The organism is Paenibacillus sp. YYML68, assembly GCF_027923405.1.
Lineage (GTDB): Bacteria > Bacillota > Bacilli > Paenibacillales > NBRC-103111 > Paenibacillus_G.
The window spans coordinates 4,321,328-4,334,933 of sequence record NZ_BQYI01000001.1 but is presented as its reverse complement, the minus strand read 5'-3'; the positions used below and the strand labels follow the sequence as shown (position 1 = coordinate 4,334,933).

At 53.9% G+C, this 13,606-nt stretch carries 15 protein-coding genes and 1 pseudogene; 12 read left to right on the top strand and 4 right to left on the bottom strand.

Going from position 1 to position 13,606, the window contains the following annotated elements:
- Positions 1–120 precede the first annotated feature (120 nt).
- A complete protein-coding gene (locus PAE68_RS19435; RefSeq protein ID WP_281889697.1) occupies positions 121–783 on the bottom strand; it encodes an HPP family protein in 663 nt (220 codons plus the stop codon).
- A gap of 136 nt (positions 784–919) precedes the next feature.
- On the opposite strand from PAE68_RS19435, the gene PAE68_RS19430 reads away from it, so the two are divergent.
- From PAE68_RS19430 to PAE68_RS19420, 3 genes and pseudogenes are all read left to right on the top strand, one after another.
- Positions 920–1,849 (top strand): LysR family transcriptional regulator, encoded by a 930-nt coding sequence (locus tag PAE68_RS19430; RefSeq protein WP_281889695.1) that lies wholly within the window; start codon positions 920–922, stop codon positions 1,847–1,849.
- Positions 1,850–1,962: 113 nt separating this feature from the next.
- Positions 1,963–2,574 (top strand): annotated as a pseudogene (uptA, locus tag PAE68_RS19425) (undecaprenyl phosphate transporter UptA); the annotation flags it as partial.
- A 57-nt stretch (positions 2,575–2,631) separates the two neighbouring features.
- Positions 2,632–3,117 carry a nuclease-related domain-containing protein gene (locus PAE68_RS19420; protein ID WP_281891153.1) on the top strand — a complete coding sequence of 162 codons (486 nt, stop codon included), beginning with the start codon at positions 2,632–2,634 and terminating at the stop codon, positions 3,115–3,117.
- A 120-nt stretch (positions 3,118–3,237) separates the two neighbouring features.
- Here PAE68_RS19420 and PAE68_RS19415 read toward each other — a convergent pair whose 3' ends face one another.
- Together PAE68_RS19415 and PAE68_RS19410 are read right to left on the bottom strand one after the other, a co-directional pair.
- Positions 3,238–3,579: a hypothetical protein gene (locus tag PAE68_RS19415; protein ID WP_281889693.1), complete on the bottom strand. Its 342-nt coding sequence runs from the start codon at positions 3,577–3,579 to the stop codon at positions 3,238–3,240.
- 22 nt (positions 3,580–3,601) lie between these two features.
- On the bottom strand, positions 3,602–4,495 hold the full coding sequence (locus PAE68_RS19410; RefSeq protein WP_281889691.1) for a hypothetical protein: 894 nt from the start codon (positions 4,493–4,495) through the stop codon (positions 3,602–3,604).
- A 73-nt stretch (positions 4,496–4,568) separates the two neighbouring features.
- Here PAE68_RS19410 and tnpA point away from each other — a divergent pair, with 73 nt between their 5' ends.
- Together tnpA and PAE68_RS19400 are read left to right on the top strand one after the other, a co-directional pair.
- The gene (tnpA, locus tag PAE68_RS19405) at positions 4,569–4,967 is read left to right on the top strand and encodes an IS200/IS605 family transposase (RefSeq protein WP_281885086.1); all 399 of its coding nucleotides are present in this window, start codon (positions 4,569–4,571) and stop codon (positions 4,965–4,967) included.
- Positions 4,968–4,969: 2 nt separating this feature from the next.
- Positions 4,970–6,049, top strand: a complete 1,080-nt coding sequence (locus PAE68_RS19400; protein ID WP_281889690.1) for an RNA-guided endonuclease InsQ/TnpB family protein — start codon at positions 4,970–4,972, stop codon at positions 6,047–6,049.
- Between the two features lie 75 nt (positions 6,050–6,124).
- Here the strand turns inward: PAE68_RS19400 and PAE68_RS19395 are convergent, their stop codons facing one another.
- Positions 6,125–6,574 carry a hypothetical protein gene (locus PAE68_RS19395; RefSeq protein ID WP_281889675.1) on the bottom strand — a complete coding sequence of 150 codons (450 nt, stop codon included), beginning with the start codon at positions 6,572–6,574 and terminating at the stop codon, positions 6,125–6,127.
- Between the two features lie 389 nt (positions 6,575–6,963).
- On the opposite strand from PAE68_RS19395, the gene PAE68_RS19390 reads away from it, so the two are divergent.
- From PAE68_RS19390 to PAE68_RS19360, 7 genes are all read left to right on the top strand, one after another.
- A complete protein-coding gene (locus PAE68_RS19390) occupies positions 6,964–7,530 on the top strand; it encodes a thioredoxin family protein (RefSeq protein WP_281889674.1) in 567 nt (188 codons plus the stop codon).
- A 10-nt stretch (positions 7,531–7,540) separates the two neighbouring features.
- Positions 7,541–8,182: an MBL fold metallo-hydrolase gene (locus PAE68_RS19385; protein WP_281891151.1), complete on the top strand. Its 642-nt coding sequence runs from the start codon at positions 7,541–7,543 to the stop codon at positions 8,180–8,182.
- 246 nt (positions 8,183–8,428) lie between these two features.
- Positions 8,429–8,683 carry a hypothetical protein gene (locus PAE68_RS19380; protein WP_281889673.1) on the top strand — a complete coding sequence of 85 codons (255 nt, stop codon included), beginning with the start codon at positions 8,429–8,431 and terminating at the stop codon, positions 8,681–8,683.
- Positions 8,684–8,831: 148 nt separating this feature from the next.
- The gene (locus tag PAE68_RS19375) at positions 8,832–10,577 is read left to right on the top strand and encodes an ABC transporter ATP-binding protein (RefSeq protein ID WP_281889671.1); all 1,746 of its coding nucleotides are present in this window, start codon (positions 8,832–8,834) and stop codon (positions 10,575–10,577) included.
- Positions 10,578–10,623: 46 nt separating this feature from the next.
- Positions 10,624–12,462, top strand: a complete 1,839-nt coding sequence (locus tag PAE68_RS19370) for an ABC transporter ATP-binding protein (RefSeq protein WP_397379523.1) — start codon at positions 10,624–10,626, stop codon at positions 12,460–12,462.
- Positions 12,463–12,573: 111 nt separating this feature from the next.
- Positions 12,574–12,978 (top strand): flagellar basal body rod protein FlgB, encoded by a 405-nt coding sequence (gene flgB / locus PAE68_RS19365; RefSeq protein ID WP_281889669.1) that lies wholly within the window; start codon positions 12,574–12,576, stop codon positions 12,976–12,978.
- 123 nt (positions 12,979–13,101) lie between these two features.
- A complete protein-coding gene (locus tag PAE68_RS19360; RefSeq protein ID WP_281889668.1) occupies positions 13,102–13,368 on the top strand; it encodes a hypothetical protein in 267 nt (88 codons plus the stop codon).
- The last annotated feature ends 238 nt before the right edge of the window (positions 13,369–13,606 follow it).

The following is a 13,606-nucleotide window of genomic DNA, read 5'->3' as shown; positions in this document are numbered from 1 at the left end:
TGAGGGGTGCTCATCTGTTAACGACGGCACTCCCATCATCTCCTATGAATGGTATATGTTCTCCATGTAATTCTATGATGTCTGTGTTGATTCCTGCCTGCAAATAGGGTGCATCCAGGACTATAGCCAGCGCTGTGGATATGGCCGCTTCGAGCCGAGCCGATGGTACGCCCAGGCGACCGCGACGATGAGCGCGGAGCCGAGCAACGCGGGTGTGACGAGGAAGCTCCATGAGGCGGAGCTGCTGCCGCCGAGCAGGACGACGAGCGGATCAGCACCTGCCGGCGGGTGCAGCGTTCGCGTTCGTTGCATCAGCACGATAGCGAGCCCGACGCCAAGAGCAGCGGACCAGGTGTGTGAGCCTGCCGTATGCAGTAGCACGAGGCCGATCACCGTGCTGAGCAGGTGGCCGCCGACGATGCTGCGAGGCTGGGCGAGCGGGCTGTCGGGCAGCGCGAAGGCGAGCACGCACGAGGCGCCGAGCGGCGCCATGACGAGCAACGCGCCGAGTAGAGCGCCTAGCTCGCAGGCGGCATAGATGGCGGCGAAGGCGCCAAGGCCGGGGCCGAGTAAGGTGAGCAGCCGCACGAGCGCAGGAGGTCGGAGCTGCGCGGAATGACCGGATAGCGTGAGCTGTTCGGACTGCGCGGACAGCTCAGACTGCGCAGACGGTCCAATCGGCTCAGACAGCCCAGACAGCCCAGACAGCTCGAGATTTCCAGACTGCTCCGTATGCCCAGAGGGCCCAGACTGAGTCAAGGCATGAGGCTGATGATGCTTCATCCGATGAATCCCTCCCTAGAGTGGCTTAATAAGCATGATGCTAGCATGTTATTCATACATTTGTATAATGAATATTAATGATACTTGGTATCGAAATTACAAATATCATGTACATTGCAGTTTAAGGAGTTGGGCTATGCTGGATCGGCTAGAGGGACGTTATTTTCGCACATTCGTTACAGTGATGGAGGAGGGTAGTATCAGCAGGGCAGCGGAGAAGCTCGGCTATGTGCAGTCGACGGTGACGACGCACATTCGGCTGCTTGAGGAGTCTGTCGGCCGCAGACTGTTCGAGCGTCTGCCGCGCGGGGTGGTGTTGACGGAGGATGGCCGAAGGCTGTCGGCGTATGCACGGCGCTTCCTGCAGCTCGGGGACGAGCTGGAGGAACTGCTCGCTGAGACGGAGCAGGAGCCGCAAGGGACGGTGCGGGTGCGGCTGCTCGAGTCGTTCGGTGCGTCGTACGTGTGGGAGCCGCTACGCCAGTTCTCCGAGCGGTACCCGCGCATTGACATCGAGCTGGAGCCGGGCTTTCAGCTCGATACGATTGCCGCCCTGCGTGAGCGGCGCGTGGAGCTCGGCATCGTGCCGCTTGTTGAGGCACAGGCAGCGCTGTCAGACATCGAGGCTGTCCCGCTCGCTGCCGATGAGCTGATCTGGATCGCGTCCTGCAGTCGGGCGGAGCTTGTAAGGTCGGAAGGAGCCGCGGCGCTAGCAGGCGTGAGACTTGTCGGCTTCGGACCGCAATGTTTGTATACCGGCGAAGCCGATGCAATCTTGCGGCAGGAGGAAGGCCATAGCGCTACGCCCCAGCTGGAGACGGCTGCCTTCGCCTCGCTCGCGATGATCAAGCAGGCGGTGGCAAGCGGCTGGGGCATCGCCTTCGTGCCGCGCACGAGTGTGCGGGCGGAGCTCGATAGCGGCGTGCTTGTCGAATGCCCGGAGCTCGGGAGGCGGGCCATCCGACACTGTCTGCTCCGACTGAAAGCTAGGCCACTGCCGCGGGCGGCGGAGCTGCTGCATGGGCATTTGGCAGGGTGCGGTCTAAGCGGGCATATGGTAGAATAAGATAGGTTTATCGTAGAGTTGGTTGATTTTACCGTCATATGCAAGAGATCAGGTATGAGATCAGGAAGTAGAGAGAATGAGATGACTATGGGAGAGGAAGAGGCTGCAGAACTATGAGTGAGCTGTTGCACAATGTTATCGATTCGGCGCTGCATTTTATCGAAGGGCTCGGGGTATGGGGAATATTGATCGGTCTTGGGCTTGAGGTCATTCCGAGTGAGATCGTGCTCGCCTATGGCGGTTATCTCGTCTCGACGGGCAAGGCATCGTTCCTGATGGCGGTCATCTTCGGAACGCTCGGCTGCTTGCTGCAGCAGGTCATTCTGTATGCGATCGGGCGCTATGGCGGCAGACCGGTGCTCGACAAGTTCGGGAAATATTTGCATCTTAAGGCGAAGCATCTGGACATCGCTGAGGGCTGGTTCAATAAGTACGGACCGGGGATGGTGTTCTTCGCGCGCTTCGTGCCAGTTCTGCGTCAGGCGATCTCGATTCCGGCTGGTATGGCGCGGATGCCGATGTCGACATTCATGTTCTACACGACGCTCGGCACGATCCCGTGGGCGATCCTGTTCGTATGGCTCGGGCTGACGCTTGGCGACAACTGGGAGCAGATCGACGAGCTCGCTGGCCCGTACGTGAAGCCGCTGCTGTATGGAGCGATTGCGCTAGCAGCTCTATATGTATTGTGGAAATGGCTCGTCAGCCGCAGGAAGCGGGCTGCTGCGGATGCTGCGGGGACGAGCAAGACAGAGGCCGAGCAGCCTGCACAGCAGCTCGATCTGAACGCGCACAACACCGAGCGCAGCGCCGCTCACCAGCTGAAATATATCGGCGGCGAATACCGCGTCCTGCATGGCAAGCGTCTTGGCGGCGGCAAGCTGGACATCGATCATCTCGTGATCGGTCCGAACGGACTGTTCCACATCGATACGAAGCATTGGGATGGGGAGATTCAGCTTGGCGCAGGCGGCGAGGGGCAGCTGCAGACAGCGGAGACGGCAGCCGGACTTGATCCGACGGCCCAGCTGTACCGCCAGGAGCATGCGCTCAAGGAGCTGCTGCGCCAGCATAAGCTGCGCGCCGACGTCGTCGGCATCGTCTGCTTCACGCATCCGGATGCCACGCTCATCGGAACGAGCGCGGCGTTCAACGCGGTGAAGGTGGAGCGTCTTGTACAGCAGATCAAGTCGCACCGTCCATCGCGGACGCTGAGTGCGTCCGAGGTCGCGGAGATGGAGCGCATTCTGGTGCATAGCAGCAAGTAACAGTTCGATTAGCAGTTTGGAAGGAGAGGACTACGCTTCAGTAGTGCCTATCCTTCCAACTGTACTTACCATGGAAGCATGAGCTTGAGTTAGGACTGACCTTAGACACCGAATTATTAATTATCCTATAGTAAAGGGTGATTTAGGGATTTTATACTGGTAGATCTTATGATCTTTTTTGACATATAAATATGGCGGCAACTTCGGAATACGATCCGGAACACCGAGGTCTTTGTACAATTGTAAGCCTTGATCACTATCGATATATTGCACTAGATCTACATTATGTAGTGCACCACGATAAAGTAATAACTTACCCTTCATGTGCACCTCTGGTGCACCGGATATGTAGCGATATAATTGATTAGTAATGGGTACTTTAGCATTGAAGAGTAGGTAGGTGTCAACGATAATAATACTAGATAATAAAATGCCGAGCAGGACGTTCACGTTTTTTTTCATGTTCCCCCTCATTTCAAACTTGCTAGTCTATTTTATCGATCCTTGTCATAACTGAAGCATTCCAAGTTCCCCATTTAACATAAATATTAAAGGTGCCATCACCCCAATTATTTCTAGCGACTAGGTATTTAGAATTAGACTCATACCACGAACGAACAAACTCTTTAAAGCCTACTATAAATAAAGTGTGGTCACCCATCCCAGACTTATTCCAATAACTTTGAAGTACAGGTTTATTTTGTCCTCTAATTGCAGTTTTAAAGTGACTATAGTCTGGTAGTTCACCGTTAGTAGCGATAGCTTTTGGATAACCGGCTGAACGAATGTAGGACTGTAGGCCATCGTCTATATTCCAGAAATTTGTGACGCCTGTTCCGTCGCTTGTTTGGGTCGTTCCCATGTGTGTTCTCAATGCCATCACAATGTCTCTTTGACTATTAGTTGGATTTAAACTTGGATATGAATTAGCATAAAACATAATTAGATTTGACCCAGCAGTTGGAGAACACCCTGTTGAATTGTATCCATCGTACAAGAATTGGGCTTGGTTATAAGGAGTGTCAATGTAGTAGCGGTCAATACTTGAATAGTTTACTTCCCATGTCTCAGGGTCAATATTTGTCCAACCATCAGAAGGATTTTTTTGACCAACTGCACCGAATGCGATTTTTTTCAAGTGGGCCCACTTTTTTCTGTTTGACTCATTAACTTGAGTAGGAATTGGATAAGAAGCAGACTTATGTAGTTGTTCTGATAATTGGGGGCTAATTTCTGTAACTGCATTCCCCTGATTTATAATAATATCACTGCTATTATCATTGAATGTGACTCGCTTTACAAATTCTAATCCACCGAACCATGTTATAGTCTGCGACGTAAAACCCCTTGCTTGAGCTATGGGGATGTAAGTCGCCATCTGCGAACAGCTTTCGTTAGTTTTCTTGAATCTATCTACTGTTTAGTGATATGCTGATCTTGAGGTGATAACCGTGTCAAGAGACGTATACAGCACTAACAATGTGGTGTTCGATTGCAAATACCATGTCGTATTCTGCCCGAAGTATCGGCGTAAGGTGCTTGTATCTCCAATCGACGAACGACTGAAAGAGTTGTTCCTGCTGAAAGCTAACGAACTTCAAGCGGAAATCGTCCATATGGATATCATGCCTGACCATGTGCATGTGCTGATTAGGTGCGATCCGCAGTTCGGCATTCACAAAGTCGTGAAACATCTGAAAGGGTATACGTCGCGTATGTTGCGCCAAGAGTTCAAGCAGCTTACGTCTCGGCTTCCGTCGCTGTGGACCAATAGCTATTTCGTCGCTACGGTTGGAAGCGTATCGCTTGAAACGGTACAGCGATATATTGAAGAACAGAAGGATCGTTGAACATGCGAATAACGTACAAATACCGACTCTATCCAAGCCGCGAACAGCGCAAGGTGATTCACTTCACTGTAGAGCGTTGCCGCCTGCTGTATAACCGTTTGCTGGACGAACGTATTCACGCCTACAAAAACGAAGGTAAGAGCCTTACCTATTACGATCAAGCTAATACCTTCACTGAGCGGAAACGGTATATTCCAGCACTCAAGCAAGTACATAGCCAAGTACTACAGGACGTAGCCAAACGATTGGACAAGGCTTTTCAAGCGTTCTTCCGTCGTGTAAAGTTGGGAGAAAAACCAGGCTTTCCACGCTTCAAACCGGCTTCGCAGTACGATTCTTTCACGTATCCGCAAGGCGGTTACAGCATCACAGGAAACAGGCTGAAGCTCTCCAAGATTGGAGATGTAAAGATTAACCTGCATCGCCTGATTGAAGGGAAGATGAAGACCTGCACCGTCATCCAGAAGAACGGCAAGTATTACGCTTGTCTGTCTGTTGAAGTCGAACGTCAGCAGTTACCGCATTGCTCGGAACAGATCGGCGTTGACCTTGGACTCAAGCATCTGGCCATTACGTCTGAAGGCGAGACGTTCGACGCTCCGAAGTACTTACGCAAAAGTGAGAAGCGGTTAAAGCGTGCGCAGCGTTCCGTAAGCCGTAAGAAACGCGGTTCTAATCGACGTAAAAAAGCTGTCCGTGAACTCGCTCGACTGCATGAACATGTTGCCAATCAGCGCAAGGATTACGCGCATAAGCTGTCTCGTAATCTCGTAAGCCGCTTCGGCTTGATCGCTTTCGAAGATTTAAATACGGTTGGTATGGTCAAGAATCACAACCTCGCAAAGTCGATCGTAGACGCTGGCTGGCATCAGCTCGTACAATTCACGAAATACAAGGCTGAGAGTGCCGGTAGAGTCGTGAAACAAGTCGATCCACGAAATACGTCACAGATATGCTCGAATTGCGGTGAAGTCGTCAAAAAAGAACTGAAGGAACGCACGCACCACTGTCCGCATTGCGGTTTCGTTGCAGATCGAGACGTGAACGCGGCTATCAATATTTTGCAAAGAGCAACAGCCTAAGCATGAACGGGCTCGGATGGAGCCTTCAGCGAGGAAATGGGTTGCCGTTTCTGTTGACCTGAGAAGCCCCTCCCTTTAGGGATGGGGAGTCATCACGTGGGTTTGTTTAATTTTCGTATATTTCTCTTTCAGAATACTCGAATGCACTTCTGGATTAATTGACTCGCCTTGTTCGCTCCAAGCTAAGATTGGCTCTTCATCTTCGAAGGCGCTGACAAGTACGAAGCCAGAAGGGCTGAAATTTCTGTTAGCAATATTCACAAAATATGCTACATGGTTACCTGTCGGGTCATAGACCTCTACAGCTTTGTTAACTTTAAAGTCTTTTCCAAGTTTATTCCAAGCCAATTCATCATTACTGATACCATTCATTACGTTCATTACATGCCATGCGGCTGCCTGCTGTGCTTCTTTAGGGGTTACACTAACATTGCTATGAGTCTTGGCAAGAGCACTTATGGGTATAAGTAAAGTGCAAGCTACTAGAAGGTTGATCATTTGTTTTAATAATTTAACTCTAAACATTCGAATCTCTCCTTTAAAATAGTTTTAAACTTAAATAACGGTATATTATTTCTTTAATTCTAAAATAGTAAAATAATACTATTTTAAGTTTAGAGTAGCTGTAGCGGATGGCGGATAAATGGCTTGGGTAACTGCAAGGTGCCTTCAAGACGAGTTATGGCGAGTGAAATCGTGCTCGTCTATGGCAGTTAACATGCATCGCATGCTACTGAATGGCAAAAGTGCCAGTAGTCGCCCCAATATATGAGTAACTCAAACGTATTCTTGTGCATAGCAGCAGCTTGATCCTAGGAACACTGAGAAATCCCCGCTTCCGGTTGGAGCGGGGATCGTTTTTTGGTACAATAAACCATAGGCAGGACAACCCCCAAGGAGGATGAATCGTAGACATGAGTACGAATTTGAGCAGCAAGCTGCGCAAGGGCTTATCGCCTGAGCAGTTCATGAGCGGCATGACCAAGAACCAGGAGGCCTTCATGGACTGGTACGAGAAGTTCACCTGGGAGAGCGAGGACGACAAGGAATTCTTCGAATCGATGAACAACCGCGACGATCTGCGCTGCCTGATCTTGGCCGCTGACTGGTGCGGCGACGTCGTCCGCAACGTGCCGGCTGTGTTCCGCGCGCTGGAGATTTCCGGCATTCCGACTGAGGTGCTGATCAAGGAAGAGCATATGGACGTGATGGAGAAGTTCTTGACACTGGGCGGCGAGGCCATTCCGGTCGTCATCTTCACTGACTTCAGCGGCTTCGTGCTCGGCCAGTGGGGTCCGCGTCCGAAGCATGTGCAAGAGGTCATGGTGCGCTTCAAGCAGGAGAACCCGGACCGCGAAGCAGCGGATTACCAGGACAAGCTCAAGGTTGTGCGTGAAGAAATGGGCCGTCAATACGGCGAAGGCACCGCCTACCAGACGGTCATCGTGAAGGAGCTCCGCGAGCTTCTGTCCACGTTCTAATAGACGGATGATGGACAACGAGACGATCACATTGAATGTTGAGACGCTCAGCCTTGGACCGCTGCAGACGAACTGCTATCTCCTTACCGTGCCGGGCTCGAACCGGGCTGTCGTCATCGACCCGGGGATGCAGCCAGGTGCGCTGATGAAGCGGGTTGCCGGTCTTGAGGTCGAGGCGATCGTGCTTACGCATGCGCACTTCGACCATATTGGCGGGGTGGACGAGCTGCGGCGCGCGAAGAGCTGCCCTGTCTACCTGCATGATGCCGAGGCGGACTGGCTGACGAATCCGAAGAAGAACGGCTCAGCGCGCTGGCCGGAGCTGGGCGCCGAGATCGTCACCGATCCGGCGGAGCATGCGCTGGATGACGGTCAGCAGCTGCAGCTGCTCGGCCTTCCGTTCCGCGTGCTGCATACGCCGGGGCATTCGCCGGGTAGTGTCAGCCTCTTGCACGGCAACAAGCTGTTCGGCGGCGACGTGCTGTTCAAGCTGTCGGTCGGCCGCACCGACCTGCCGGGCGGCAGCGAGCGTACACTGCTCGAGTCGATCCACGGCAAGCTGTTCGAGCTGCCTGACGACACGATCGTGTACCCGGGACACGGTCCCCGCACGACGATCGGCTACGAGAAGGAGCATAATCCGTACGTGTAAGCAGAGCCCCGATTCGAATGAGAATCGGGGCTTGTCTGATGTGCGGGAGCCGAAACAGGGCGAATGTGTATTTTGACAGCAACGATCCAAAAATGGGTATATACCGTGTGCGGAGTAGGTGAACCTCCATAGACTGATGGTGTGATCGACAGGAACGAATGACCCGATCGATACGACTTCAGCCACACCCGAAGCGAGCTGTAGGAGCGACCCGCTCGGGCCCAATCTATGGAGGTGTCCACCCTAATGGAACATATGAAATCTTATGGAATGCCGAATGCCGCGATGCAAGCCCCTTCTTACGTATCCCCTGCTGCCATGCCGCAGCCAGTGTACAGTGCGCCAGTAAACATCCACGCGAGCTACGAGGAGATTAACATCTACGCCGCTCCGACTGCTGCCAAGAAGCCTGCTCATGTCGGCGGCGTCGGGACGTCTACGGCAGCGATCCTGGTACTATATATTCTGCTTGTCATCATTCTGCGCGGCTTCCGCGGCTAGTGAGGCGAGTCGGAGCTTTAGTCTCATAGGTAAGGATGAAGGGCTTTCCGTAAAGGGAGGCCCTTCGCTTCGTTGTCATGTGCAACGTACGGCAATTAGCGATACAATATAGAGACGATTACGCATGTAGAGGAGAGATGTCGCAGCTATGCCGTATCGTACATATATGAAGAAATATTGGAAGGGCTTTCTACTCGCCATCCTCTTCCTGACGATGGAGGCCGCCGCTGATCTGATGATGCCGACGCTGCTCGCGATCATTATCGATCAAGGAATGATGAAGCAAGACATGGATGCGGTGCTGCGAATGGGTGGTCTCATGCTGCTCATTACGGCTGCAGGAGCAGTAGCGGCAAGTATTCGCAACATCGTAGCGGTTCGAGTGTCGCAGCAGTTCGGAGCCGAGCTACGGTCGGACCTGTTCCGCAGCATTCAGTCGCTATCGTTCGAGAGTATGGATAAGCTGGAGCGCGCCTCGCTCATTACCCGGATGACGAGCGATATAACGGTCGTGCAGAACTTCGTCAGCGGTCTGATGCGCATCTTCGTCAAGGCGCCGCTCATTGGTCTTGGCGCACTTATTCTTGCGATTCGGCTCAATCCGCAGCTGTCAGTCGTGTTTGCCGTCGTCATTCCGATCGTCGTCCTGCTGGTCATATGGAACATGAAGATCGGCTTCGTTCGGTTCCGACAAGTACAGCGCTCGCTCGATCGTCTGAACAGTACGGTTCGTGAATATTTGGCCGGCGTGCGCGTCGTGAAGGCGTTCAATCGGTTCGATCATGAGTCCGAGCGGTTTCGTCTCATTAACGAGGAGCAGCAGCACGCGTCGACCGGAGCGATGCGGGCGATGGCGATTTTTAACCCTGGCATCATGCTTACGGTTAACCTAGGCATCGTCGCCATCCTATGGGTTGGAGGGCAATGGGTACATAGGGGGGCTATGCAGAGTGCCCAGATCGGAGAGCTCGTCGCGTTCATCAACTATATGACGCAAATCTTGTTCTCACTCATGATGGTATCGATGGTATTCGCGATGTTCGTCCGAGCGAAGGCGTCAGCGCAGCGCATTAGTGAGGTGTTCAGAGAGCAGCGTGGGGGAGTCGTGAAGGGGACGGATACAATTCCAGAGCGTATTCAAGGACGCATTGACTTCGAGCAGGTGACGTTCGCCTACGGCAGCGGAGAGGCCGCGGTCCCAGTGCTGCGGAATGTGAGCTTCTCCTGTCTGCCGGGGGAGACGGTCGGGATCATTGGCTCTACCGGCTCGGGCAAAAGCTCACTCGTCAGCCTCATTCCGCGCTTCTACGATTATCAGTCCGGTCATGTGCGGATCGATGGCGTAGATGTGCAGCAGCTTGACCCCTCCTCGCTGCGCGAGGTCATCGCAATCGTTCCGCAAAAAAATGTGCTGTTCTCTGGCACGATCACCGATAACATTCGCTGGGGGAACGAGCACGCGACGACCGAGGAGATCGAGCGGGCGGCGCGCATCGCACAGGCGCATCCGTTCATCGAGCAGCTGCCAGAGGGATACGGGGCCAGACTCGGGCAACGCGGTGTGAACTTGTCCGGCGGGCAAAAGCAGCGCATCTCGATCGCAAGAGCACTCGTGCGCAAGCCGCGCATTTTGATTCTCGACGATTGCACGAGCGCTCTCGATATGACGACGGAGGCGAGGCTGAAGGAGGCGCTGAAGGAGGCTGCGGCCGATGTGACGTGCCTCCTCATCGCGCAGCGAATTACATCTGTCATGGATGCCGACCGCATTGTCGTGCTCGATCAGGGTGAGGTGGCGGCCATCGGCACGCATGCGGAGCTGCTTGTAGGCTGCAAGGTGTATCAGGAGATCTACCAATCTCAGATTGGGAAGGAGCTGGCGGACCATGTCTAACGAACAGCGGCGGCCCGAGTTGAATGCAGCGTCCGCGTCTACTGCGATGCAGGGCGCTCCCGTTCGGCCAGGAGGAATGCCAGGAGGAATGCCGGGCGGTCCCGGTCATCCGGGTGCTCCAGGCAGAGGCGCACCTGTCGTGAAGCCGAAGCGGTTCCGCGCGACTGTACGCCGGCTGTGGGCCTACTTCGGCAACGATCAGCGCGGCCTTGCGCTCATTCTGACGTTCGTGCTTATTCAATCCGTGCTTACTGTCGCAGGTCCTTATCTGATTGGCGTTGCGGTCGATGCGGTGAAGGCGGACGATCCGGGGCTGCTCATGATGATGGTCATCGCGCTTGTGGCGGCATATATCGGGGAAGGTGCGCTTACGTTACTGCAAGGCTGGTACATGGCAGGCATCTCACAGCGCGTCGTCATGCGCATGCGTCAGGCGCTGTTCGAGAAGCTGCAGAAGCTGCCGCTCGGCTTCTTCGACAGCCGTCCGCACGGCGAAGTGATGAGCAGACTGTCGAACGATATGGACAACGTGAGCACGACTTTATCCCAATCGACGATTCAACTGATGTCAGGGACGATCGCGATTGTCGGCTCACTCGTCATGATGCTGGTGCTCAGTCCGCTGCTTACGCTCGCTGCGATGGTGACGGTGCCGCTTGTGTTTCTACTCGCTCGCACCATTACGAAGCGAACGGGAGTTCTCTTCAAGGAGCAGCAAGCGCAGCTCGGACGATTGAACGGTCATATCGAAGAGACGATTACTGGACAACAGCTGGTGAAGGCGTTCAATCACGAGGGCAAGTCGATCGAGCAGTTCGAAGAGGTGAACGGCAAGCTGATGCAGGCGTCGCTGAAGGCGCAGGTCTGGTCCGGCTTCATGATGCCGCTCCTTAGCGTCATTAACAACATTGGCTTCGCGGCCATTGCACTGGTCGGCGGGCTGCTCGCGGTGAACGGCTCCATCACGGTTGGCGTCATCGCCAGCTTCATTGGCTATTCGAGACAATTCGTACGGCCGCTCAACGAACTGGCGCAAACGTACAATGTAATGCTATCCGGTATTGCCGGGGCCGAGCGGGCATTCGAGGTGCTCGACGAGCAGGAGGAGCCGGAGGATGCGCCAGAGGCCGTCGTGCTGCGCGAGCCGAAGGGCCACGTCGTATTCGAGCGTGTCAGCTTCGGCTACCGGCCCGACGCTATGATTCTGAAGGACGTCAGCTTCGAGGCGCCCGTCAATAGTATGATCGCCTTGGTAGGACCTACGGGTGCGGGCAAGACGACGATCGTCAATTTGCTGACACGGTTCTATGATGTGACCAGTGGTCGCATCCTGATCGACGGCCGAGATGTTCGCGACTATACACGGGACAGCCTGCGTCGCTGCTTCGGGATCGTGCTGCAGGATACGTACCTGTTCTCGGGAACGATCCGGGATAATATAAAGTACGGCAAGCCAGATGCTACTGACGATGAGGTCGTCGCGGCGGCGAAGCTTGCCAATGCGGATGCGTTCATTCGCCGTCTGCCTGGAGGCTATGATACGCTGCTGTCGGAGAACGCGGCGAATTTGAGTCAAGGTCAGCGCCAGCTGCTGGCGATTGCGCGAGTGATTTTGGCCCAGCCTTCGATACTCATTCTGGACGAAGCGACGAGCAGCATCGATACGCGTACGGAGCTGCACATTCAAGAGGCGCTGCTGCACATGATGCAGGAGCGGACCAGCTTCATTATTGCGCATCGGCTGAATACGATTCGGGATGCCGATACGATCATGGTTATCGACCGCGGCACCGTGACCGAGCAGGGCAGTCACGAGGAGCTGCTGGAGCAGAGGAAGACGTATTACGAGATGTTCCACAGTCAGTTTCGGAATGTGCAGGGCTAGCTGTGCGCAGGGCAATTGCAGCACACCTGTGCACCATTAATCTCCTCATTGACGCTAGACGGTACTGATTGCTATATTGAGAGCACCTATATCGACCGAGGAGGATGCACCGTGGTTACTTTTGGAAATAATCTGAACGAATCGCTCTTGGATGTGTTGACTCTCAAGCACAAGGTGATTGCGGATAACATCGCTAATGTCGATACGCCTTACTATAAGGCGAAGGAGGTCGTCTTTCAGGACGAGCTGCGCCGTCAGCTCGAGAACGGGGATCAGGCGAAGCTTCAGCTGCATCAGACGGAAGCGAAGCATCTGCCAGGCCACAAGCCGCCAACTGAGGTCCCGCACCAAGTCAGAAAGCTGAGTCATACGGTCATGAACAACAATCAGAACAACGTAGATATTGATTACGAGATGGCCAGTCTTGCCAAAAATCAGCTCGTCTACAACTATATGATTGATCGCGTGGGCGGCTATTACTCCAAGCATAAGAAGCTGCTGGCAGACCTGAGATAGTCCCCCGATTCAAGTATATGATACAGATTTCGGTATAGATGTCGGTACAGTCGCCTAGCCCAATCCGGGCGTTCATCGCATATGATGAAGCATAAGACGACGAATGTAAGGTGGTTGGATGCGATGAATCGATTTCCCGGTATGCTCCGGAGTGTGAATGATAGTCTGGACGAAATGTTGCTCGCTATAGAGAAGGTGAACACGCTATGCCAATCGGCGGAGCAGCTGACGCCTGCGCTGAAGCAGCTTGGCGGCTTGCTTGGCGAGGTGAAGCGCACTGTAGAGCTTGCGAAGCCTGAACGCGTCAGCCATCGCATGCAAGCGAAGGTGAGCGGCGGCACAGGAGACAGAAGGCGTAGGAAGCGGCCAGCCCGCCGCCCTAGAAGCTAGCTCGGTGGGCACCGCAGCGGAACGATGGCTTTATCCACACGATAGTTATGACTTATAAGGCGGCTTCTACGGCTGCGTTCTGACGGACGCAGTGGGGGAGTCGTCTTTTTAGCATTGTGCAGCTGTCACTATCATCATCGTCAACGAGCTCCCATAGAGGTCAACATCGTCTACCTAATCGGTTAATATTACTCCCTACCGAGTCGGCAGCCGCCTATGCTACACTTAATTCCGAAAG

Excerpts from the sequence above, each read along its gene's own strand:
- PAE68_RS19435 (WP_281889697.1), bottom strand. The coding sequence starts at position 783 with ATGAAGCATCATCAGCCTCATGCCTTGACTCAGTCTGGGCCCTCTGGG.
- PAE68_RS19430 (WP_281889695.1), top strand. The coding sequence starts at position 920 with ATGCTGGATCGGCTAGAGGGACGTTATTTTCGCACATTCGTTACAGTG.
- PAE68_RS19415 (WP_281889693.1), bottom strand. The coding sequence starts at position 3,579 with ATGAAAAAAAACGTGAACGTCCTGCTCGGCATTTTATTATCTAGTATT.
- PAE68_RS19410 (WP_281889691.1), bottom strand. The coding sequence starts at position 4,495 with ATGGCGACTTACATCCCCATAGCTCAAGCAAGGGGTTTTACGTCGCAG.
- PAE68_RS19400 (WP_281889690.1), top strand. The coding sequence starts at position 4,970 with ATGCGAATAACGTACAAATACCGACTCTATCCAAGCCGCGAACAGCGC.
- PAE68_RS19395 (WP_281889675.1), bottom strand. The coding sequence starts at position 6,574 with ATGTTTAGAGTTAAATTATTAAAACAAATGATCAACCTTCTAGTAGCT.
- PAE68_RS19390 (WP_281889674.1), top strand. The coding sequence starts at position 6,964 with ATGAGTACGAATTTGAGCAGCAAGCTGCGCAAGGGCTTATCGCCTGAG.
- PAE68_RS19385 (WP_281891151.1), top strand. The coding sequence starts at position 7,541 with ATGGACAACGAGACGATCACATTGAATGTTGAGACGCTCAGCCTTGGA.
- PAE68_RS19380 (WP_281889673.1), top strand. The coding sequence starts at position 8,429 with ATGGAACATATGAAATCTTATGGAATGCCGAATGCCGCGATGCAAGCC.
- PAE68_RS19375 (WP_281889671.1), top strand. The coding sequence starts at position 8,832 with ATGCCGTATCGTACATATATGAAGAAATATTGGAAGGGCTTTCTACTC.
- PAE68_RS19370 (WP_397379523.1), top strand. The coding sequence starts at position 10,624 with ATGCAGGGCGCTCCCGTTCGGCCAGGAGGAATGCCAGGAGGAATGCCG.
- PAE68_RS19360 (WP_281889668.1), top strand. The coding sequence starts at position 13,102 with ATGAATCGATTTCCCGGTATGCTCCGGAGTGTGAATGATAGTCTGGAC.